The sequence below is a fragment of the Enterobacter sp. C3_dUdeg genome, assembly GCF_057536195.1.
Genome location: NZ_BAAKFX010000001.1, coordinates 1,292,904 through 1,314,069, shown reverse-complemented (window position 1 = coordinate 1,314,069; position 21,166 = coordinate 1,292,904). Strand labels below are relative to the sequence as shown.

At 55.1% G+C, this 21,166-nt stretch carries 23 protein-coding genes and 2 tRNA genes; 9 read left to right on the top strand and 16 right to left on the bottom strand.

Features of this window, described 5'->3' with window-relative positions; all coding sequences use genetic code 11:
- Window position 1 precedes the first annotated feature (1 nt).
- Window positions 2-832 carry an ABC transporter substrate-binding protein gene (locus tag AC27FC_RS06185; RefSeq protein WP_094935186.1) on the bottom strand — a complete coding sequence of 277 codons (831 nt, stop codon included), beginning with the start codon at window positions 830-832 and terminating at the stop codon, window positions 2-4.
- A gap of 245 nt (window positions 833-1,077) precedes the next feature.
- On the opposite strand from AC27FC_RS06185, the gene AC27FC_RS06180 reads away from it, so the two are divergent.
- Window positions 1,078-1,245, top strand: a complete 168-nt coding sequence (locus AC27FC_RS06180) for a hypothetical protein (RefSeq protein ID WP_014831607.1) — start codon at window positions 1,078-1,080, stop codon at window positions 1,243-1,245.
- A 92-nt stretch (window positions 1,246-1,337) separates the two neighbouring features.
- Here the strand turns inward: AC27FC_RS06180 and AC27FC_RS06175 are convergent, their stop codons facing one another.
- Window positions 1,338-1,478 carry a hypothetical protein gene (locus AC27FC_RS06175; protein ID WP_094935187.1) on the bottom strand — a complete coding sequence of 47 codons (141 nt, stop codon included), beginning with the start codon at window positions 1,476-1,478 and terminating at the stop codon, window positions 1,338-1,340.
- 125 nt (window positions 1,479-1,603) lie between these two features.
- Here AC27FC_RS06175 and AC27FC_RS06170 point away from each other — a divergent pair, with 125 nt between their 5' ends.
- Window positions 1,604-2,386 (top strand): MBL fold metallo-hydrolase, encoded by a 783-nt coding sequence (locus tag AC27FC_RS06170; RefSeq protein ID WP_487159853.1) that lies wholly within the window; start codon window positions 1,604-1,606, stop codon window positions 2,384-2,386.
- A gap of 72 nt (window positions 2,387-2,458) precedes the next feature.
- A complete protein-coding gene (locus AC27FC_RS06165) occupies window positions 2,459-3,094 on the top strand; it encodes a carbonic anhydrase (protein WP_023311344.1) in 636 nt (211 codons plus the stop codon).
- A gap of 28 nt (window positions 3,095-3,122) precedes the next feature.
- Here AC27FC_RS06165 and AC27FC_RS06160 read toward each other — a convergent pair whose 3' ends face one another.
- From AC27FC_RS06160 to mdtK, 4 genes are all read right to left on the bottom strand, one after another.
- Entirely contained in the window at window positions 3,123-4,718 is a 1,596-nt protein-coding gene (locus AC27FC_RS06160; protein ID WP_487159852.1) for an FAD-NAD(P)-binding protein, read from the bottom strand.
- 118 nt (window positions 4,719-4,836) lie between these two features.
- Window positions 4,837-4,913 (bottom strand) — tRNA-Val (locus AC27FC_RS06155).
- A 4-nt stretch (window positions 4,914-4,917) separates the two neighbouring features.
- Window positions 4,918-4,994, bottom strand: a tRNA-Val gene (locus AC27FC_RS06150).
- A gap of 153 nt (window positions 4,995-5,147) precedes the next feature.
- A complete protein-coding gene (gene mdtK, locus AC27FC_RS06145; protein ID WP_094935190.1) occupies window positions 5,148-6,521 on the bottom strand; it encodes an MdtK family multidrug efflux MATE transporter in 1,374 nt (457 codons plus the stop codon).
- 225 nt (window positions 6,522-6,746) lie between these two features.
- On the opposite strand from mdtK, the gene AC27FC_RS06140 reads away from it, so the two are divergent.
- Entirely contained in the window at window positions 6,747-7,391 is a 645-nt protein-coding gene (locus AC27FC_RS06140; RefSeq protein WP_023311347.1) for a riboflavin synthase, read from the top strand.
- Between the two features lie 31 nt (window positions 7,392-7,422).
- Here the strand turns inward: AC27FC_RS06140 and cfa are convergent, their stop codons facing one another.
- Window positions 7,423-8,571: a cyclopropane fatty acyl phospholipid synthase gene (gene cfa, locus AC27FC_RS06135; protein ID WP_023335428.1), complete on the bottom strand. Its 1,149-nt coding sequence runs from the start codon at window positions 8,569-8,571 to the stop codon at window positions 7,423-7,425.
- Window positions 8,572-8,869: 298 nt separating this feature from the next.
- Window positions 8,870-10,069, bottom strand: coding sequence for a purine nucleoside transporter PunC (gene punC, locus AC27FC_RS06130; RefSeq protein ID WP_094935192.1), 1,200 nt, complete (start codon window positions 10,067-10,069; stop codon window positions 8,870-8,872).
- Between the two features lie 114 nt (window positions 10,070-10,183).
- Here punC and punR point away from each other — a divergent pair, with 114 nt between their 5' ends.
- The gene (gene punR, locus AC27FC_RS06125; protein ID WP_023311350.1) at window positions 10,184-11,095 is read left to right on the top strand and encodes a DNA-binding transcriptional activator PunR; all 912 of its coding nucleotides are present in this window, start codon (window positions 10,184-10,186) and stop codon (window positions 11,093-11,095) included.
- A 17-nt stretch (window positions 11,096-11,112) separates the two neighbouring features.
- On the opposite strand, the gene purR is transcribed toward punR, so the two are convergent.
- A complete protein-coding gene (gene purR / locus AC27FC_RS06120; RefSeq protein ID WP_023335431.1) occupies window positions 11,113-12,138 on the bottom strand; it encodes an HTH-type transcriptional repressor PurR in 1,026 nt (341 codons plus the stop codon).
- Between the two features lie 297 nt (window positions 12,139-12,435).
- On the opposite strand from purR, the gene cydH reads away from it, so the two are divergent.
- Window positions 12,436-12,525 (top strand): cytochrome bd-I oxidase subunit CydH, encoded by a 90-nt coding sequence (gene cydH, locus AC27FC_RS06115; protein ID WP_008500596.1) that lies wholly within the window; start codon window positions 12,436-12,438, stop codon window positions 12,523-12,525.
- A 163-nt stretch (window positions 12,526-12,688) separates the two neighbouring features.
- Window positions 12,689-13,855 (top strand): MFS transporter, encoded by a 1,167-nt coding sequence (locus AC27FC_RS06110; protein WP_094935193.1) that lies wholly within the window; start codon window positions 12,689-12,691, stop codon window positions 13,853-13,855.
- Window positions 13,856-13,893: 38 nt separating this feature from the next.
- On the opposite strand, the gene sodB is transcribed toward AC27FC_RS06110, so the two are convergent.
- Window positions 13,894-14,475, bottom strand: coding sequence for a superoxide dismutase [Fe] (gene sodB / locus AC27FC_RS06105; protein ID WP_029739795.1), 582 nt, complete (start codon window positions 14,473-14,475; stop codon window positions 13,894-13,896).
- A 122-nt stretch (window positions 14,476-14,597) separates the two neighbouring features.
- The gene (locus tag AC27FC_RS06100) at window positions 14,598-15,371 is read right to left on the bottom strand and encodes a C40 family peptidase (RefSeq protein ID WP_094935194.1); all 774 of its coding nucleotides are present in this window, start codon (window positions 15,369-15,371) and stop codon (window positions 14,598-14,600) included.
- 338 nt (window positions 15,372-15,709) lie between these two features.
- Between AC27FC_RS06100 and grxD the strand changes: the two genes are divergently transcribed.
- Window positions 15,710-16,057 (top strand): monothiol glutaredoxin 4, encoded by a 348-nt coding sequence (grxD, locus tag AC27FC_RS06095; RefSeq protein WP_003832760.1) that lies wholly within the window; start codon window positions 15,710-15,712, stop codon window positions 16,055-16,057.
- Between the two features lie 43 nt (window positions 16,058-16,100).
- Here grxD and rnt read toward each other — a convergent pair whose 3' ends face one another.
- The 5 genes from rnt to eptA all read right to left on the bottom strand — a co-directional run bounded on the left by rnt (window position 16,101) and on the right by eptA (window position 20,772).
- Window positions 16,101-16,751 (bottom strand): ribonuclease T, encoded by a 651-nt coding sequence (gene rnt, locus AC27FC_RS06090; RefSeq protein WP_023311355.1) that lies wholly within the window; start codon window positions 16,749-16,751, stop codon window positions 16,101-16,103.
- 95 nt (window positions 16,752-16,846) lie between these two features.
- Window positions 16,847-17,254 carry a lactoylglutathione lyase gene (gene gloA / locus AC27FC_RS06085; RefSeq protein WP_013096923.1) on the bottom strand — a complete coding sequence of 136 codons (408 nt, stop codon included), beginning with the start codon at window positions 17,252-17,254 and terminating at the stop codon, window positions 16,847-16,849.
- A 100-nt stretch (window positions 17,255-17,354) separates the two neighbouring features.
- Window positions 17,355-18,452: an alkene reductase gene (gene nemA / locus AC27FC_RS06080; protein WP_094935195.1), complete on the bottom strand. Its 1,098-nt coding sequence runs from the start codon at window positions 18,450-18,452 to the stop codon at window positions 17,355-17,357.
- A 53-nt stretch (window positions 18,453-18,505) separates the two neighbouring features.
- The gene (locus AC27FC_RS06075) at window positions 18,506-19,105 is read right to left on the bottom strand and encodes a TetR/AcrR family transcriptional regulator (protein ID WP_029739798.1); all 600 of its coding nucleotides are present in this window, start codon (window positions 19,103-19,105) and stop codon (window positions 18,506-18,508) included.
- Window positions 19,106-19,146: 41 nt separating this feature from the next.
- Window positions 19,147-20,772: a phosphoethanolamine transferase EptA gene (gene eptA, locus AC27FC_RS06070; protein WP_094935196.1), complete on the bottom strand. Its 1,626-nt coding sequence runs from the start codon at window positions 20,770-20,772 to the stop codon at window positions 19,147-19,149.
- Between the two features lie 148 nt (window positions 20,773-20,920).
- On the opposite strand from eptA, the gene AC27FC_RS06065 reads away from it, so the two are divergent.
- Entirely contained in the window at window positions 20,921-21,160 is a 240-nt protein-coding gene (locus tag AC27FC_RS06065) for a DUF1289 domain-containing protein (protein ID WP_008500587.1), read from the top strand.
- Window positions 21,161-21,166 lie beyond the last annotated feature (6 nt).

Below are 21,166 nucleotides of genomic sequence, written 5' to 3'. Positions count from 1 at the left end.
ATTATCTGGCTTCTATTTTAAAGGCGCGAGGCTGTGGGGAAGGCGTGTTTGGGCCAAACCAGACATCGTAGATTTTTGCTGCCTGACCGTTCTTCTCGAGATTAATCAGCTCGTCGTTAACGGCCTTCAGCAGCGCCGTTTCACCTTTCTTCACCCCAACGCCAATCTCTTCTTTGCTGAGCAGATCGGGCAGGATTTTAAAGTTCGCTTTATCCGGCGCCTGCGCCAGCAGACCGGCCAGAATGGTGCTGTCCTGGGTGATGGCCTGTACGTTACCGTTGCGCAGCGCCGTCAGCGCCAGCGGAATATCGTCATAAGAGAGCACGCGTGACTGCGGGAAACGCTGGTGCAGCGCCTGCTCGCCCGTCGTTCCTTTGACCGCGCCAATACGCGCCCGGCTGTAGTCATCAAGCTTGTCCGGTGATTTAGCCGGCACCAGGAACTGCTGGCCGGTGACAAAGTAAGGCGTTGAGAAATCAATCACCTGCGCGCGTTCCGGGGTGATGGTTATATCCGCCACGATCAGATCTGCTTTTCCGGACTGCAGCAGCGGAATACGGTTAGCCGGATTGGTGGCAACCAGTTCAAGCTTCACGCCGAGCGATTTTGCCAGCGCTTTGGCGAAGTCCACGTCATAACCCACGATCTCGTGCGTTTTGGCATCAATAGAGCCAAACGGCGGGTTGGCGTCAAACGTGGCCACTTTCACCACCCCTGCGGCCTTAATATCCGCCAGCTGATCGGCCTGTGCCTGCGCTGAAAGCAGGCTCCCCGCCGCCAGTAATCCCAGAACCAGTGTCCCTTTGGTAAACCCTTTCATATTTGCTGCCATAGTCATTCGCCATCCCGTTGTTTTTGTTTTACCCCGCTACGCTCCCATAAGCGAAAGCTATCGACAAATAAGAAATCGTTCTTTGCTATGAGCAAAAAAGCATTAGTGAACAACGTGTTAATGAAGAGTGAAAAGAACGGGATGCTATTTGCAAATCCTGCACATCGACAGTGGATTTTGGTATTTCCCCCGCGCGGCATTGGAGTGCTTAACTGAGATCAGACACGGCGAGAGAGGGTAAGACGATGAAAAAGTGGATCAGCACGTTACGGCGGTTTTTTGCGACCCGACCAGTGAATGCGGAGAACAGCGCGCAACGTGTTCTTGAGTCAATCCTGCCTGTCGCCAGCCTGTATGGCGTCGACGTTGCCAACATTGACCCGGAGTGGTTCCATGATAAAACGTCACGCTGAACTGCGCCGCACGCGCGAAACGTACTGGAACGAGGTGTGCGTGACGTTTAACGAGTGAAATAAAAAAGCACCGGTTTTCCGGTGCTTTTTTATTAGATTTTGCAGGCGTCGCCGCAGTCGTCGTCGCCGACAATCGCCTGCGCTTTTTTGTCTGCATCGTCCAGACGTTCGGCATTACGCTCTTCGGCTTCATCCAGACCGCTAAAGACTAAGTTATCGAGATCAATTTCCATGTGGCACCTGCTCTGTTCAGTTTTTGATACTGGCACAGTATAGGGCAAAAAAAGCCAGCAATGTACCTCGCAGCACATAAGGATAATCCCTGCCATACTCAGTGCTTTATCGCTGAGGAGAGCACATGATTATACTCTGTAAAACCTGTGGAACCGCCTACGATGCCCGGCCGGACAGATGCCCGATTTGCGAGGATGAACGCCAGTACGTGCCCGCCACGGGCCAGGCATGGACCGATTTCGACACCGTCACCGCCACCCATACCAACAAATGGCAGCAGCTGGAGCCGCGGCTGTTCGGGATCAAAACGGTGCCTGCGTTTGCGATCAACCAGCGGGCGCTGCTCCTGCAAACGGCCCACGGCAATATCCTCTGGGACTGCATCGCCAACCTCGACCCCGCAACCAAAGCGCTCATTACCGCCCTCGGCGGCATCAGCGCGATTGCTATTTCACATCCGCACTATTACACCACGATGCAGGAGTGGGCTGCGGCGTTTAATGCGCCGGTTTACCTGCACGCCAGCGACAGAGAGTGGGTCATGCGCGACAGCCCGGCCATTCATTTCTGGGAGGGGGATACGCTGGAGATTTTCCCGTCGGTCACCTTGCTGCGTCTGGGCGGGCATTTTGCCGGTGGAACGGTGCTGCACTGGCAGGAGGGGGGTGGGGTATTGCTGGTGGGCGATATTCTGCAGGTCACGCCGGGTAAAGACGCCGTCTCGTTTATGTGGAGCTACCCGAATTATCTTCCGCTGCCGGCCCGCGCCGTGGCGTCGGTGGTGAATCATCTCGAAGGCAAAACCTTCGAACGTCTTTACGGCGCGTTTGAAGGGCAGAACATCCCGGCCTTCGCGGACGAGATTGTTCAGCGGTCGGGCCAGAAATATATTGCTTGTCTGAAGTAAACCACGATGGGTAAACTTTACGAGTGTGATCTCGATCATGCCTAAACTAAAACAGATAAAAGAGACATTGCTATGCAACATATCATTGAAGGTTTTCTCAGCTTTCAAAAAGAGATTTTCCCGCAACGTAAAGAACTCTTCCGCAGTTTAGCGTCCAGCCAGAATCCCAAAGCGCTGTTCATCTCATGCTCCGACAGCCGTCTGGTTCCGGAACTGGTCACCCAGCAAGAGCCAGGACAACTCTTTGTCATTCGTAATGCTGGCAACATCGTGCCGCCGTTCGGGCCGGAGCCTGGCGGCGTGTCTGCAACCATCGAATACGCCGTGGTGGCGCTGGGCGTCACGGATATCGTGATTTGCGGTCACTCCAACTGTGGCGCGATGAAGGCGATTGCCGATAACGCGAACCTGGAGCCGATGCCTGCTGTGTCACACTGGCTGCGCTATTCTGACGCGGCGAAAGCCGTGGTAGAGAAGAAAACCTGGGATAAGCCGATCGATAAAGTCAATGCGATGGTGCAGGAGAACGTGTTTGCGCAGCTGAGCAACATTAAGACCCACCCGTCCGTCGCGGTGGGCCTGCGTAATAACTCCATCCGACTGCACGGCTGGGTGTACGACATTGAAAGCGGCAAAATTCTTGCCCTGGATAAAGCGACGAAAACCTTCGTTTCGCTGTCTGAAAACCCGGAAGTCTTCTTCGAGTAATCCGCGACAGCAGGGCATGGAAGCCCTGTCAGTTCTCAATATACGGTAATCTGCGCCGCGATCCCGACGCGGGTTTTTCCGCCGCCTTCGCCATTGCTTGTGCAATCTCTGCACACTCCGCCAGCCCCTGAACGAAGGGACGATCGTGCATCAGCCACGGTATCGCGCCGAAGGCAATGCGCCCGCGAACGGCGTCAGGCGCATTTAAGGTGTAATCCTCACCGACGTCCGGTATCTCTTCACCCGTGGCTTCCAGCTGTTTGCGCAGCGTCGGAAAGGGCAGATCTTTCGTTTTGAGCGGCTTTTGCCCGCGCGCATCAATAAACACGTCGAAACGGTAAACGGTCTCTTGTGTGGTGATTACCGTTCGATCGCTGCCAACGTCCAGCGTGTAATCGTCACCGAGCGTCGCCACGCTGATGATGCCGGCTTCGCGAAGCGCGAGCAGCCTGCGGATAGACTGCGGAGGAATGGCCGCATAGTTGTCGATGAATACGCGGGCGAGGCCTTGCTTAAAGCGCTCTCTGTCCCGTTCGCTGAGGTGGGGAACAATCTCCTGAACCACTTCATGCAGCCGAAGCACGGTATAGCGCCAGGCTACGGTGCGCCGCTCGCGTTTGTTCCGCTCCACCTCGTTGAGATTCTCTTCCGCCCAGGTAAACGGGCCATGCCGTTTACGATCCTCAAACCAGGCCTCACGAATGCTGTCCGCATTCTGCTTATGCAGGGATATTTTCTCACACCACGTCGGGTCAGCGAGCTGAAGCTCTTTCACCATCAGGGTAAATATACGGTCGAGCAGGCCATTCGATCCTTTGGCGATCTCGTTTTCAACCACAAATTCGGTTAAGACCGACAGCGGTTCATAAGGAATAGGGCAGTAAAAATCGGCTTCCGGCAGAATACCCGTTCGGGACATCAGGACAATCTTCAACGCGTCGCTGCCTTTATCCAGCACGAATTTATCATCACGAAATTCACCGTGCTGCATCACTACCGCCATGGCCGCGTCGAGACCGCTTAACGATGTCCCCATGATACCGATGCGGCAGGGAGGAATACTGGCATCCATCAGACCGGACCAGGGGCTTGGGAAGAACGTGCGCGTGGCTTCGTCCTCGTCTGGCCAGACGTGGCCGGTGGCGATAACCGCAAGGTCGAAGCGTTCAGGAAAGGCGCTGTCGTTGACGGAAAGCGTGACCCCTTCTTTCGTGGGCACGATATCGGTGACCCGGGCGGATTCATGGACATCAACCTGAAACCCCAGCTTTCTGGCCTCTTTCACGATTGAACGAAAGCTGTCGCGAAAATACTCGCCCAGCAGAAGCCGGGGCAGGAACTGCCGGTCATGCAGGCGGGTTGTATCGACCTTAAAGCGCGCCAGATGAGCTTCGCTCTGATCCTTCAGCCAGTCGAGGTAGGTCATAAAAATGGGCGGGATTTCAATGCTCGCAATGTTCGCCAGCATCAGCCGGGAGTTATCGTCGTCGTTATAGGGCATACCCACGCCAGCTTCATCGGCCTGTTCGAAAACGGAAACGGAGAGCGGCTTACTGTTTTTAAGGAGATGATAAAAAGTATAAATCCCTGTGGGGCCGGAGCCGATAATCGCGATTTTCTTCATCGACGGTCTTCCTGTTTTTTTTCCATAAGAAAAGCGTAGCAGGAGAACAATGATGAAAATAAGGGATTAGGAAAATTCAGGATATCAGAAGAGGATTTGCACCATTTCAGGACTGAAATGGTGCGTCCGAGTGGACTCGAACCACCGACCCCCACCATGTCAAGGTGGTGCTCTAACCAACTGAGCTACGGACGCAGAATGGTGCGTTCAATTGGACTCGAACCAACGACCCCCACCATGTCAAGGTGGTGCTCTAACCAACTGAGCTATGAACGCAACGTGTTGTCGGCGACAACGGGGACGAATATTAGCGGCACAGCACCGAGGTGGCAAGAGGGAAAATGCATTTTTCTCTCTGATTTCACGCGATTGCTTCATTACCGCGCAAAGTGAAGAGAAAGTAGCCGCCGGGCGGCGGCTACCGCGTCGTTAACGTGCCGCGCGTTGCAAAATGACCGTTGATGGCTGGCGCTGCAGGAAGCGCATTCGCATCATCATCATAATCGCCGCCGACGTCAGGCCGATGATAAAGCCCATCCAGAACCCCGCCGGTCCCATGCGATCCACCACCAGATCGGTAAGCGCCAGGATATAGCCACACGGCAGACCCAGCACCCAGTAGGCGATGAAGGTGATAAAGAAGATGGAACGCGTGTCTTTATATCCGCGCAGCACGCCGCTGCCAATCACCTGGATGGAGTCAGAGATCTGGTAAATCGCGGCCAGCAGCATCAGGTGCGATGCCAGCGTGACCACTTCCGGGTTGTCGTTATAGAGCAGGGCAATCTGCTCGCGTAATGCAACGGTAAAGAGCGCCGTACAGACAGCCATGCAGACGCCGACGCCCAGCCCGGTCCGGGCGGCCGTTTGCGCATCCAGCGTTGAGCCCTGGCCCAGGCGGAAGCCGACGCGGATCGTCACCGCCGCCGCCAGCGACATCGGCAGGACGAACATCAGGGAGCTGAAGTTCAGCGCAATCTGGTGTCCGGCCACGTTCACAATGCCCAGCGGGGAGACCAGCAGGGCGACCACGGCAAACAGGGTCACCTCAAAGAACAGGGCGAGGGCAATCGGCAAACCTAACTGCACCAGACGCGTCATGATGTTCCAGTCGGGCGTGCTAAATCTGTTCTCGTTGCGAATATCGCGCATGGAACGGGCGCGTTTTACATAGGTGATCATCGCGAAAAACATCACCCAGTAAACGGCTGCCGTCGCCACGCCGCAGCCGACGCCGCCCAGCTCCGGCATCCCGAAGTGACCGTAAATAAAGATATAGTTCACCGGAATGTTGACCAGCAGGCCGATAAAGCCCATCACCATCCCGGGCTTGGTTTTCGCCAGGCCCTCACACTGGTTACGCGCCACCTGGAAAAAGAGGTAGCCGGGCGCACCCCAGAGCAGGGCGCGCAGATAGCCCACGGCTTTATCAGCCAGTGCCGGGTCAATGTTATGCATAGCGCGAATGATGTGGCCCGCGTTCCAGAGCACGACCATGATCAGCACGGAAACAAGCCCTGCCAGCCAGAAACCCTGACGAACCTGATGGGCAATGCGCTCGCGACGACCCGAGCCATTGAGCTGAGCGATAACCGGCGTGAGCGCGAGCAGCAGACCGTGGCCGAACAGGATGGCCGGAAGCCAGATTGACGTGCCGATAGCAACGGCCGCCATATCGGTGGCGCTATAGCCACCTGCCATTACCGTATCCACAAATCCCATTGCGGTCTGGGCCACTTGCGCGACGATCACTGGTATAGCCAGTGCCAATAGCTGGCGCGCTTCATTCATGTACTTCTGCACGTGAACACCTTTATTTTGTTGTTATTTGAGAGACTAAAAAAGCCGCCGAAACGGGCAGCAAGAAGAAAATGCAGGGGGGTGCCAGCTATTGTAGCGGGCTTTAGCTATTTATCTAGTGAAAAAATCGCCAGAAAATGCGCTCCGCTGGCAACCTCTTTTTCCAACTGTTATTGTGGTGGGATTAAACGGTGTCACCACCGTCCGGAAAAAACAGGAGTTGTAAGCATGTTTACTGGTATTGTGCAGGGCACCGCCAAAGTGGTGTCCATTGATGAAAAACCTAATTTCCGTACTCATGTTGTTGAGCTGCCGGAATATATGCTTGAGGGTATTGAAACCGGCGCGTCGATTGCCCATAACGGCTGCTGCCTGACCGTTACCGAAATTAACGGCAACCAGATTAGCTTTGATTTAATGAAAGAGACGCTGCGCATCACCAACCTTGGCGAGCTGGCGGTGGGAGATACCGTCAACGTTGAGCGGGCAGCGAAGTTCAGCGATGAGATTGGCGGCCACCTGATGTCCGGTCACATCATGACCACCGCTGAAGTGGCAAAAATCGTGACCTCGGAAAATAACCGTCAAATCTGGTTTAAAATGCAGGATCCTTCATTAATGAAATACATCCTCTATAAAGGATTTATTGGCATTGACGGGATTAGCCTGACGGTGGGTGAAGTAACGCCAACGCGTTTTTGCGTGCATTTAATTCCTGAAACGCTGCAGCGCACCACGCTGGGCGCCAAAAAACTGGGGCATCGCGTGAATATTGAAATCGATCCGCAAACCCAGGCGGTGGTGGATACGGTTGAACGCGTGCTGGCAGCAAAAGAAGCGGCAATAATAAAGACCGCCGCAGAAGAAGAATAAAAAAATAACCCCGGGTATCCGGGGTTATTTTTTAGCGTGCGACACGTAATCCGTGTTCAATCCCACGGCTGAATACCACCTGCCAGAGCTGAATATCCCGTGCGCGAAACGCCCCCGCGCAGGCATTCAGATAATAGCTAAACATCCGCCTGAATCGTTCAGAATAGTTGTCCGCAATTTCTGGCCAGGTCTCCTGAAAACGCGCATGCCAGGCCATCAACGTGGTGTCGTAATCCGCGCCAAAGTTATGCCAGTCTTCCATCACGAAATGGGGTTCACTGGCGTTGGCAATCTGGCGGACGGACGGTAAACAGCCATTCGGAAAGATGTATTTGTTGATCCACGGGTCGACGTTATTGTCGGTCCGCTTAGAGCCGATGGTGTGCAGCAGGAAGATACCGTCCGGTTTCAGATTCCGATCCACCACCTCAAAATAGGTAGCGTAGTTTTTCGGCCCGACGTGCTCGAACATGCCGACGGAAACGATCCGGTCAAACTGTTCGTTAAGATCACGGTAATCCTGCAGCCGGATATCCACATCGAGGCCCTGGCAGCGTTCCCGCGCCATTTTTTGCTGTTCCGCTGAAATCGTGACGCCGACGACGCTGACGCCATAGTGCTTCGCCATAAAATACGCCAGCCCACCCCAGCCGCAGCCGATATCCAGCACGCGCATTCCGGGCTGGAGCTGCAGCTTCTCGCTAATCAGACGCAGCTTGGCCTGCTGGGCCTCTTCAAGCGTCGACGCCTCTTTCCAGTAGGCGCAGGAGTACTGCATGAAAGGGTCCAGCATACGGCTGAACAGGTCGTTGCCAAGATCGTAGTGTTCTTTACCAACGATCCACGCGCGTTTTTTACTTTGCAGATTGAACAGTCGGGCAGAGGCGACGCGCAGGGTGTCTTTCAGATTGCGAGGGAGTTGATTTTCAAGACCGGCACGCAGCACGCTGGCGAAAAAGGTATCCAGACGTTCGCACTCCCACCAGCCGTCCATGTAGCTTTCTCCCAGGCCTAACGATCCCTCTCGCAGCACGCGTTTAAAAAAGTCGGGATGTTTAACCTGAGGATCGGATGGCGATGATCCATTGATAGTGATGCCTGCTCGACCTAACAGTTCACTGACGATCCGGGACCAGTTATCGTCCGGAACGCTGACTTCTTCTATACACGATGAACTCATAGCTTCTCCATCACCCTACTGTGATCAGAACCTTAAAACAGCGTAGACGCTTTTTTTGGTTTGTGAGAAATCTCACGGTAAATACCGCGAGGCTAATATCCGACGTAGAACAGAGGAAGGGAGATAACCCTTGCCGAAATGCCTTCCATGGTAAAACGGGAGCACTCCGGCTCCCGTTAACACTTAATATTTATCGTATTTAATCGAACCAAATTTAGTATAGGCCTCAAAATTTGGTGATTCAATAGAAAATTCTTAGCAACCTAATCACTGAAAATTAACATGATTTCTGGCGCAATCAGGCATGTGACGTTTCAACCTGAGCACTCTTTTCCTGCGCACGCTGCGCGGAGGCCTGCATGCGATAGCCCAACACCGCCAGCGCAACGGTCACCAGCATCACGCTGGTGGTGGTCAGGAGCGGCGTGGCAATCAGCGCCGATACAACCAGGCTTGCCAGGAAGCACAGCCCCAGCTGCAGGGTATTCTGCAGCGCGGCGGCGCGGCCTGTTGCCTGCGGGAAGGGACGCAGCGCCTGGGCTACAACGATAGGGTAAATCGCCCCGTTCGCGACGGCCATCACGCAGAAGGGGATCAAAATTTCGGCCAGACCGGCACCCGGAATAAAGCCAACGGCCCAGGTCCCGATAACGCTCAGCGCATACAGCACCAGCAGCCACGGCAGCATCTGCTGACCTTCCCACTTTTGCAGCGCCGCGCGACAGCCGTACCCGCCTACCAGGAATGCGATGGTCTGCGGAACATAGCTCAGGCCGATGGCTGCCGGGCTGTAACCCATATCGTGCAGAATGAACGGCGAGCCGGTGAGCCACGCGAAGAAGCTTGCCGAGCAGGCTGCATAGATCAGGACATTCCCGCGATAGGCTTTGGCGCTGAGCAGGGAAGTGAAGGTAATCGGCTTCGCGTCTGCATGCGCTTCTTTTTTATGCGCTGGCTTAAGGGCGAACGCCGGCAGCATCAATACCAGGGTAATGGCAAACAGCGTGGCGAAAATGGCCTGCCAGTCGAAATGCGCGAGGATCCAGCTGCCCAGCAGGGGAGCGAGGGCAGGTGAGAGGCCCACCAGCGGCATAATGGTAGCGAAAATACGGTTTGTGCGGTTAGCCGGATAGTAGTCGGTGACCAGCGCCTGCCAGGTCACTGCCGCGGCACAGACGCCCACGGCCTGAATAAAACGCAGCACCAGCAGCCAGGTGGCATCGCGTACCCATAACATCCCCAGGCAGCCCACGGCAAAAATGGCCAGGCCCAGCAACAGCACCGGTTTACGACCAAAGCGATCCGAGAGCGGTCCCCAGAGCAGCTGTGCGAAGGCAAAGCCGGCGAGGAATAAGCTCAGGCTGGCGCTGATGGCGGCAGCCGGGGTTTGCAAATCTTCCTGCATGGCGGCAAACGCCGGCAGGTACATATCGGTGGCCAAAAAGCCCAGCACGCTTAAGCCGCCGAGCCAGGCTAAAAAACCGTTCCTGGGTTGCATTATTTTATTCTCCTGAGGAGGCAGGTATACATTGGCGCTGAGTGTAGGGAGTGCAAAGCCGCTTGTGAAACGCTAATATTTGGCGGGTGCATTCAAAAAATTTGCAGGCAGAAAATGTGGTCAGATTATTCTCTTGAAGTGGTCGATGCTGTTGCACGTAACGGCAGCTTCAGCGGTGCGGCGCAGGAGCTGCACCGCGTCCCTTCGGCAATAAGCTACACGGTGCGCCAACTGGAGGAGTGGCTGGCGGTTCCGCTGTTTGAACGGCGGCATCGTGATGTGGAATTAACGCCCGCAGGCGCGTGGTTTTTGAAGGAAGGGCGTTCTGTTATCAAAAAAATGCAGATCACCCGCGAACAGTGTCAGCAGATCGCTAACGGCTGGCGGGGGCATCTTTCCATCGCGGTGGATAACATCGTTAAGCCGGAACGCACCCGGCAGATGATCGTCGATTTCTACCGTCATTTCTCTGACGTCGAGCTGCGGGTCTCGCAGGAGGTGTTCAACGGCGTCTGGGATGCGCTGGCGGACGGCAGGGCAGAGATGGCGATTGGGGCTACGCAGGCGATCCCGGTCGGGGGACGTTACGCTTTTCGCGATATGGGGATGCTGAGCTGGAAATGCGTGGTGGCAAGCGACCATCCGCTGGCGGCGATGGAAGGGCCGCTCAGCGATGACACGCTGCGCAACTGGCCGTCGCTGGTGCTGGAGGATACGTCCCGTTCATTGCCCAAGCGTATCACCTGGCTTCTGGACAACCAGCGGCGGGTGGTGGCCCCTGACTGGGAATCGTCGGCGACGTGCCTCAGCGCCGGGCTGTGCGTCGCGATGGTGCCCGTTCATTTCGCGCGTCCGCGCATCGATACCGGAGAGTGGGTTGAGCTGACGCTGGAGAATCCGTTCCCGGATGCGGCCTGCTGCCTCACATGGCAGCAAAATGACGTCTCGCCTGCGATGGCCTGGCTGCTGGATTATCTGGGAGACAGCGAAACGCTGAACCGGGAATGGTTACGGGAGCCAGCATAGCTGGCCCCGTAAAGCGATTAACGACGGTAGTCGCGGAACGGACCGTCCGCAACGGAACGGCGTTCGATAAGACGCGGGTGAACTTCAATAGACTGCGACTCTTCGCGTTTGTTGACGATCCTGTCCATCAGCATGTTGAAGGCCGTTTCGCCCAGCGAATCTTTCGGCTGGTGAATGGTGGTCAGCGCCGGGGTGAAGAAACGCGCGTTACGCACGTTGTCATACCCGATCACGGAAATATCCTGCGGTACGCGCAGGCCCAGCTCGTCGGCAGCGCATAGCGCGCCCATGGCCATAATGTCGCCCCCGCAGAACACGGCGGTCGGACGGTGCGGCTGGGAGACGATCTGCTGCATCGCGCGGTAGCCCGATTCCGGCTCAAAGTCACCCTGCACAATCCAGTTTTCCGGCACGTTGATCAACGCTTCTTCCATCGCTTTCATAAAACCGGCCAGACGGCCCGCGCCGGTGTTGCGCTCCAGCGGACCGGGGATCACGCCAATCTCGCGGTGGCCGCGTTCGATCAGATAACGACCGGCCATATAGCCGCCTTCAAAGGCGTTATCGATAACGGAATCGGTAAAGTCTGCGCGCGCTTCGCCCCAGTCCATCACCACCATCGGAATATGGCGATACTCTTCCAGCATCGACAGCACGGATTCCGGGTACTCGGAACACATCACCAGCAGGCCATCAACGCGCTTTTGCGCCATCATCGACAGGTAGGCACGCTGTTTTTCAATGCTGTTCCACGCGTTGCCCAGAATCAGGGTATAGCCTTTCTGGAAGCAGTTCTTTTCGACCGCTTCAATGATCTCGGCAAAATAGGCCGCTTCACTGCTGGTCGCCAGCAATCCAATGGATTTGGTGTGATTAACCTTGAGGCTACGCGCAACCGCACTTGGCGAATAGTGCAGCTCTTTGATCGCTGCCCAGACGGCGTTGCGCGTCTCTTCCGCCACAAAGCGGGTTTTGTTAATTACATGTGATACGGTTGTAGTGGAAACGTTTGCGCGTTTTGCTACGTCTTTAATTGTTGCCATTAAATGTCACTCCAGACCATATCCTAAGCTCCTGAAAAACTTGAAGGTAAACGTTTGCCTTCTCTCACCCTTATCTCGCAATCTTGAATTGCGGCACGCCGGGAAAACGACACGGGACGTCAGGAGGGGGTCAATGGCCGGTACGCTAATAAATTTAGCGTGGAATTTTGTCCTATCTTGATGAAAAGGGGAAGAGGTAAAGTGGTTATCAGTATAAATCCAGGAAGATTTTTAACGTAATCTGTGCAAAAATGAGCAAGCTCACTTTTCGTGTGGGGATTAAAAGGAGAAAAATTGATGAGTTCCGATCTTAAGTTTTCGCTGTTCACCACCGTTGTTGTGCTGGCTCTGATTGTTGCGGCCGGTCTGACGGCTGCGCTGCACTGATTTACGCGGAGGGAGAGCCTTCTCCCTCCCGACTCCCCGGATTGTTACTTCTCTGGCAAAAATCTTTTGCCATTTTGTTAACTTCTCATTTTTTGTGATTGATGTCATGCTTTCTGCTTCTTTGTTCTGTGTCACCACATGACACGGCATCCGGAGTTGACGCATGAAAATCAATTATCCCCTGCTGGCCCTGGCGATTGGCGCTTTTGGGATTGGCACCACTGAATTCTCCCCAATGGGGTTACTGCCTGTTATTGCCCGGGGCGTAGATGTCTCTATCCCTGCGGCAGGGATGTTAATCAGCGCCTACGCTATCGGCGTGATGGTAGGGGCGCCGCTGATGACCCTTCTTCTTTCGCACCGCGCGCGCCGCAATGCGCTGATTTTCCTGATGGCGATTTTCACCCTGGGCAACGTGCTTTCGGCCATTTCGCCGGACTACACCACATTGATGCTGTCGCGCATTCTGACCAGCCTTAACCACGGCGCGTTCTTTGGGCTGGGGTCGGTCGTGGCTGCCAGCGTGGTGCCAAAACACAAGCAGGCGAGCGCCGTGGCAACCATGTTTATGGGGCTGACGATTGCCAATATCGGCGGGGTGCCTGCGGCAACCTGGCTGGGAGAAGCGATCGGCTGGCGTATGTCTTTCCTGGCGACGGCCGGGCTGGGCGTGGTTGCAATGGTGGCGCTGTTCTTCTCCCTGCCGAAAGGCAATGCCGGAGAACGTCCGGAAGTGCGTAAAGAGCTGGCGGTGCTGATGCGCCCGCAGGTGCTCTCCGCGCTGCTCACCACCGTGCTGGGGGCAGGGGCGATGTTTACCCTCTACACCTATATTTCACCGGTACTGCACGATATCACCCACGCAACGCCTCTCTTCGTTACCGCGATGCTGGTGCTGATTGGCGTGGGCTTCTCGATTGGCAACTATCTCGGCGGGAAATTTGCCGACCGTTCCGTGAGCGGGACGCTGAAGGGCTTCTTAACCCTGCTGATTGTCATCATGGTTGCCATTCCGTGGCTGGCGCGCAATGAGTTTGGGGCCGCGATTGCGATGGTCGTCTGGGGAGCCGCCACTTTCGCCGTGGTGCCGCCGCTGCAGATGCGCGTGATGCGTGTCGCGCACGAGGCGCCGGGACTTTCATCTTCCGTGAATATCGGTGCGTTTAACCTGGGTAATGCCCTGGGCGCGGCGGCCGGTGGGGCCGTGATTTCAGGTGGTCTGGGGTACAGCTTTGTGCCGGTGATGGGGGCGATTATTGCCGCGCTCGGCCTGCTGCTGGTGATGATGTCGGGTCGTAAACAGCCTGAAGCAGCCTGCGCTGCGGAATAAACCAAAAACGCAGAAGGGCGAACCCTTCTGCGTGTCTCTTACGCGGCGAAGTTCTTCGCGACAAAGTCCCAGTTAACCAGTGCCCAGAAGTGCTCCAGGTAGTTCGGACGCGCGTTGCGGTAGTCAATGTAGTAAGCGTGTTCCCACACGTCCACGGTCATCAGCGGCTTCGCGCTGGTGGTCAGCGGGGTACCCGCATTAGAGGTGGACACGATAGCCAGTTTGCCATCCGCCTCTTTAACCAGCCACGTCCAGCCAGAGCCGAAGTTCTTGATGGCTGCATCGGTAAATTTCGCTTTGAAATCCGCGAAGCTGCCAAATGCGGCATTGATAGCGGTAGCCAGTTCACCGACAGGTTCACCGCCGGCATTCGGTGCCAGGCAGTGCCAGTAAAAGGTGTGGTTCCACACCTGAGCGGCGTTGTTAAATACGCCACCCTCTGAGCTGCGGACGATCTCTTCCAGCGTTTTGCCTTCAAAATCGGTGCCTTTGATCAGATTGTTCAGGTTGGTGACGTACGTCTGGTGATGCTTGCCGTAGTGATATTCCAGGGTTTCCGCAGAAATGTGCGGTGCCAGGGCGTCTTTTGCATACGGTAGTGCAGGTAATTCGAACGACATTGCTTCTCTCCTTATTGTATTTTGTGTTGCCAATAACCACACAGACAACATGGACAGGATAGCAAATTGAAAGGGTATGCAAAAGAGGAACTTACCCTGCCACGGATGCGGCAGGGCAGGGGTTAGCGAATGGTTTTTGGCGTCATCACGCGACGCGCGCCGACGTAGTGACGTACCCAGTAGTCTTCACTGAGAGAAGTGATCTGAATATCCTGGCCGCTACGGGGAGACTGGATGAATTTCCCGTTGCCGACATACACGCCGACGTGGTCAGCCGTGCCGCGACCCTGGGTGCGGAAGAACACCAGATCGCCGTTTTCCAGCTCACCGCGGTCAACCGGTGAGGCATCGCGCAGGTGGTACATCTCATTGGCGGTACGAGGAATGCGGAATTTGACCAGATCTTTATAGGCGTAATAGACGAGGCCGCTGCAGTCAAAGCCGGTACGCGGCGAGCTGCCACCCCAGTGATAAGGTTTGCCAATCTGCCCCATCAGTTTGTTCATCGCGGTTTTCTGCGCTTTTTGTACGCGCACTTTATGCACTTCCGCTATTTTCGTGACCTTCGTGCATTTCGCCTTGTGGCCTTTACGCGTGATGCATTTTTCAGTAACGAGGTTAGCGGCGGTTTGCGAAGCTTTACTTTTGGCGGAGTGGGCAGTGCGGGAAGGTTTTGTTTTCGTCTTGCTGGAAGCGGTCTGTTTCGTCTGAGCCGGTGTTTTTTTCTTGTCGTTCTTAGCGGTGGTTTTATTCTTACGTTCTGTGGCTTTCACAAGATGGTTTTTTTGTACAGCAGAATGCCGCGCCTGCTGAGAGGCGTTTGCCACTGGCGTGAAAGTGAGTGAAGTAAACAGTAAAGCACAGAGCGTGATCGAGATTTTATTTATCCGCGCCACTGGGCAGTCCCCTGATAAATGCAGGTCATCAATAATACCCGCGTGTGATTTACAAAGCCCGTCGATTCTAATCTATAAAAACCCAGAAAGTTAATAGCATTTTTCAATCTACAATCGTGTTTCGTTAGCAAGTGCAAAAAAATTCATCGTTCTGTCGCACATTTGCCCACTCCCTAAGCAAAACCCTGACCGCCGCAGGGGTAAACACCATTTGCAATGCAACTTTTCGTGACTCGGGGTAGAATGTATAAACGTGACAAAAATGTTATTTTCCGATGCCAGTCTGAACCGCTACAATGTCAGACGAATGCCGTAACAGAAGTTAAAGGAAGCAAGACATGAGCACCACTATTGAAAAAATCCAGCGCCAGATCGCTGAAAACCCAATTCTGCTGTATATGAAAGGTTCTCCGAAGCTGCCAAGCTGCGGCTTCTCCGCACAAGCGGTTCAGGCGCTGTCAGCCTGTGGTGAGCGTTTTGCTTACGTTGATATCCTGCAGAACCCGGACATCCGCGCTGAGCTGCCTAAGTACGCTAACTGGCCGACTTTCCCACAGCTGTGGGTAGACGGTGAGCTGGTTGGCGGCTGCGATATCCTGATTGAAATGTATCAGCGCGGCGAACTGCAGCAGCTGATCAAAGAGACGGCGGCGAAGTACAAAACTGAAGAGCCGGACGCAGAGTAATTTTCTGCGCAAATAAAAAAGCGACCTGATAAGGTCGCTTTTTTTATTCTTCGCTGTCGCCCATCGGCAGCGGCCAGCCGCCAAGACGCTTCCAGCGGTTAACGATCTCACAGAACAGCTCTGCGGTGCGCTCCGTGTCGTATAAAGCGGAGTGCGCCTGCGTGCCGTCGAACGGGATGCCGGCCGTAATACAGGCCTTTGATAACACCGTTTGTCCCAGAGCCAGGCCGCTCAGCGCAGCGGTGTCGAAGGTCACAAAAGGATGGAAGGGGTTGCGTTTGAGCGCGGCGCGCTCCGCGGCAGCCATGGTAAAGCTGTGATCGAAGGTGGCGTTATGGGCCACCATGATGGCGCGGCTGCAGTTACTCTCTTTCATGCCTTTACGCACCATTTTAAAAATGGCGTGCAGCGCATCATATTCACTGACTGCGCCACGCAGCGGGTTGTGCGGGTCGATACCGTTAAACGCCAGCGCTTCCGGCTGTAAGTTTGCCCCTTCGAAAGGTTCAACATGGAAATGCAGCGTGGTGTCCGGTGTAAGCCAGCCCTGTTCATCCATCTTCAGCGTGATGGCGGCAATTTCGAGCAGCGCATCGGTTTTAGCGTTAAATCCGGCTGTTTCTACATCAATGACAACGGGATAAAAACCACGAAAACGGTCGCACAGACCGCTAAATTGAGCGTTATCGGACATCAGGGTCTCTTACAAGGGGAAAAAGCAGAGCGCATTATGGCAAATTTTGCAGGGTGATGCAGTAAAACTACGGGCGCATGTTGCGCCCTGAGGGATCAGTTGCCCAGACCGCGACCCGCGTCTTTGGCTTCAATCAGTTCGATTTTGTAACCGTCGGGATCTTCCACGAACGCAATCACGGTGGTGCCACCTTTTACCGGACCCGCTTCGCGCGTAACGTTACCGCCGTTGCTGCGAATGCGTTCACACGCTTCGGCCGCGTTGTCCACTTCCAGCGCGATGTGGCCGTAGGCGGTGCCCAGCTCATAGCTGTCCACGCCCCAGTTGTAGGTCAGCTCAATCACCGCTTCATCCGTTTCCGGGCCGTAACCCACGAACGCCAGCGAGTATTTGTATTCCGGGTTTTCGCTGGTGCGCAGCAGCTTCATGCCCAGGACGTTAGTGTAGAAATCAATGGAACGTTGCAGGTCGCCAACGCGCAGCATGGTGTGAAGTAGGCGCATAATTTCCTCATTAACCAATGGAATAGACTGTCTTTTTGAACAGAAACGATGTTTTAGTATAGCGGCGAAGTATCGCCGCTATCAATGAACAATGGCGAGATTACAGAGAAGGGTAGTCGGTGTAGCCTTCCGCGCCGCCGCCGTAGAAGCTTTCCGGGCGCTGCGGGTTCAGGGCCGCTTTTTTCTGCAGGCGGGCAACCAGATCCGGGTTGGCGATGTAGTCGCGGCCAAACGCGACGGCATCGATCAGCCCTTTGCCGATCAGGTCTTCGGCTTTCTCCGGGGTATAAGCCCCCGCACCGATGATCACCCCTTGGAAACGCTCGCGCACTTTCTGACGGAAAGCGTCCGTGTAAGGCTTACCGCCTGCCCAGTCCGGTTCGGACATGTGCAGATAGGCGATGCCGCGTTTAGCCAGTTCTTCGATCAGGTACAGGGCATCGGCTTCTTCGTTCGGACCGTTGTCGACGTTCTGGAAAGAACCGATTGGGGAGACGCGGATCCCGATACGATCCGGGCTCCACTCCTGGCATACGGCGTCAACCACTTCCAGCACCAGGCGAGCGCGGTTTTCGACGCTGCCGCCGTACTGGTCGGTGCGATGGTTGGACGACGGTGACAGGAACTGGTGCAGCAGGTAGCCATGGGCGGAGTGCAGCTCAATCAGGTCAAAACCGGCTTCACGGGCGTTAGCCACGGCCTGGCGGAAGTCGTTCACGATACCTGGGATCTCGTCCAGCTCAAGCGCGCGTGGCATAGAGGTATCCACGCGGATCGCATTGCCGTTTTCATCACGCAGGGACGTACGGGTATTTGCGCTCAGGGCCGAAGCGGAGACCGGAGCCTGGCCGCCAGGCTGAATGCTGCTGTGAGAGATACGACCGGTATGCCACAGCTGGACCGCAATGCGACCCTCTTCAGCGTGAACGCCCGCGGTGATTTTCTGCCATGCGGCGATCTGCTCCGGGCTGTGAAGACCCGGCGCACCCGCATACCCTTTAGCCTGAGCGGAAATCTGCGTGGCTTCCGTGATGATCAGGCCAGAGCTTGCGCGCTGACGATAGTATTCACCCATCAGTGGGGTTGGGATGTCGCCCGGCTCAATGCTGCGCAGGCGGGTAAGCGGAGCCATAAACACGCGGTTTGGCGCAGTGACGGCACCCACTTTCAGTGGGGTAAATAATTTTTCAGCGGACATAAAGACTCCTGAGTAGACCAGTCGACTAGTAGTTGGGTAAATAAAAACGCCTGTTAAATGCCAGGCGCAGTAATGCTGTTTTTCACATGTGCCAGCGCGCTTTCCAGCGGCACGGCACTGCGCGAAATTTTTGCCTGCAGGTTAGCGCCTAGCCAGAGCGCATATAACACCTGCGCCTGGGTTAACGGCTCGCCGGAAAAGGCCAGCGTTTTTTCATCGCGGCCTTTCTCCAGCGCCTGGGCCAGCAGGGCGATAACGCCGCGGGCACCTTTATCCATCGCCGTGCGCATATCTTCAGAAAGATCGCACACTTCTGCAGACAGCTTAACGGTCAGGCATCCGCTGATAATGCCCTGCTGACAGAACTGGTTCAGCGTTTCCTGATAGTAGTTCAGAACACGATCCCGGTAGTTACCTTCACCCGACGCAAAGTGGGTCGCCAGACGCTGGTGGTAGCCAGCATAATGACGCTCCAGCATCGCTACGCCAAAAGCCTCTTTGGACCGGAAGTAGTGATAAAACGACCCCTTCGGTACCTCAGCGGTTTTTAATAGCTCGCTCAACCCCATACCGGTAAACCCGCGATGCATGCAAAGTCGCTCGCCGGTTGCCAGTAAATGTTCGCGGGTATCGTGTTCAGTATTTCTGCTCATGGCCGCACTCTAATAGACCGTTCGGTCTAATGCAAGCGAGTTTACTGACGACATGCGCTCAGTATATCCAGCTGCGGTTGATAAACCGTTGATTTCACGTCCATCATACCCAATACGGTTGAGAATAAATTGTCCTGGGAAACCGCATTTTTTGCTGCATTGTCGCGCAAACACTGTTCGTTGATACCAAAGTTTTTCGCGTAATCCGGTGACAGCCAGAACATAAACGGAATATGCGTTTGCTGCTCCGGCGCCAGCATGTACGGCGTGCCGTGCAGATAAATACCGCTTTCACCCAGCGATTCACCGTGATCTGAAAGATAAATCAGCGCGGTGTTCATGCTCGACTGGCGCGCTTTCAGCGCATCAATGGTTTTGCTGACCATGCTGTCGGTATAGAGGATAGTGTTGTCATAGGTATTGATCAGCGCCTGATGGTCGCAATCCTGAATTTCATTAGTGTCGCAGGTTGGGGTGAATTTACGGAAGTTGTCCGGGTAACGGCGATAGTATGCCGGACCGTGGCTCCCCATCAGGTGGATAACCAGCACCGTATCTTGCTTCACGCCATCCAGCACGTTGTCCAGACGGTTGAAGTTCACATCGTCGATACAGGATTTGTCTTTGCAGAACTGATCCAGCTGCCACTGCGTCATGTCGGTATGGGGCACGCGATCGCAGGCACCTTTACAGCCGCCGTCGTTGTCGCGCCACATCAGGTTGATACCCGCATGCTTAAGCACGTCGAGCAGCCCTTCGCGATGGTGAGCCAGGTCGGCATCGTATTTGCTGCGCGTCATGCCGGAGAACATGCACGGAACGGAAACCGCGGTTTCGGTACCACATGAGGAGGCCTGCGGGAAGTTAATCACGTCCTGCTTTTTCAGCTCCGGGTTGGTTTCGCGTTCGTAACCGTTCAGGGAGTAGTTTGCCGCGCGAGAGGCTTCGCCGACGACAAGCACCAGAACGGTTTTCTTTTGTTGACCGGTAATCAGTGACCCTTTGTGGGCATCTTCACCAATGCGCACCAGCGTTTGATCGCCGGCAAACCAGCGCATCTTGCTGTACTTCACCACGGCGCTGACATAGTTCGCCGGGGTGACCATTTTGACGATGCTTTTGTTATTGCGGAACAGCGACGCGTAATCTTTATAAAACAGCGCGGCAATCAGGATAATCACCAGCAGGGCGCCGAGCATCGCGGCAACGCGCGTCAGCAGCGCATACCACCATTTTCCGGTACGAATCCGGGTCAACGCCAGCACCACGGAAGGCACGAGGCCGGCTATGACAATCCACAGAATCATCTGCGGGGTCACCAGGGCGGTCGCTTCCTGAGAGTTGGTTTCGAACACGTTCACAATCATGTTCTGATCGATCACCGCGCCGTAGGTATACATGAAATAGGTCGCCGCGGCGCATCCGATCGTCAATACAATCAGCAGCGGCTTGCGGAGATACGGGATGTTAAGCAGGCTAAAGACAATCACCCAGCCGCAAAACAGCACCAGCGGGACGGAGGCGGCAAAGAGGAAGTCATGCAGATGCACTGGGCCGATAATGGCCCAGCTGCGCTGGATAAACAGCCCGTTCAGCAGAGTAAAAAAGAGTGCACAGCCCAGAGTAAATTTAATGTCGTTACATTGTAACTTTCTGATTAACCACATCGATCGGTAAACCCGTTATTGTCATGATGGGCCGAGTATAGAGAGGGAAGATTAGTGAAACCTTAATGCCACAAATCTGTGATACGGCCTTGCACGCGGCGCGATTAACGTCTTCACTGTAGGTGAGAGTAGCTATCGGGAGGTGAGTGTGGCAGAGCAGCTGGAGTTTTTCCCCATCCAGAGCCCGTGCCGGGGTATTTGTCAGGTCGATGAACGCGGATATTGCCGCGGGTGCATGCGTACCCGCGATGAGCGTTTTAACTGGCAAAACTTTAGCGACACGCAAAAGCAGGAGGTGTTACGCCTCTGCCGACAGCGTCTTCTGCGCAAAATACGCGCAAACAAAGCGGGTGAGACTGAAGAACCCCAGCAACCTTCACTTTTTTAACACGGT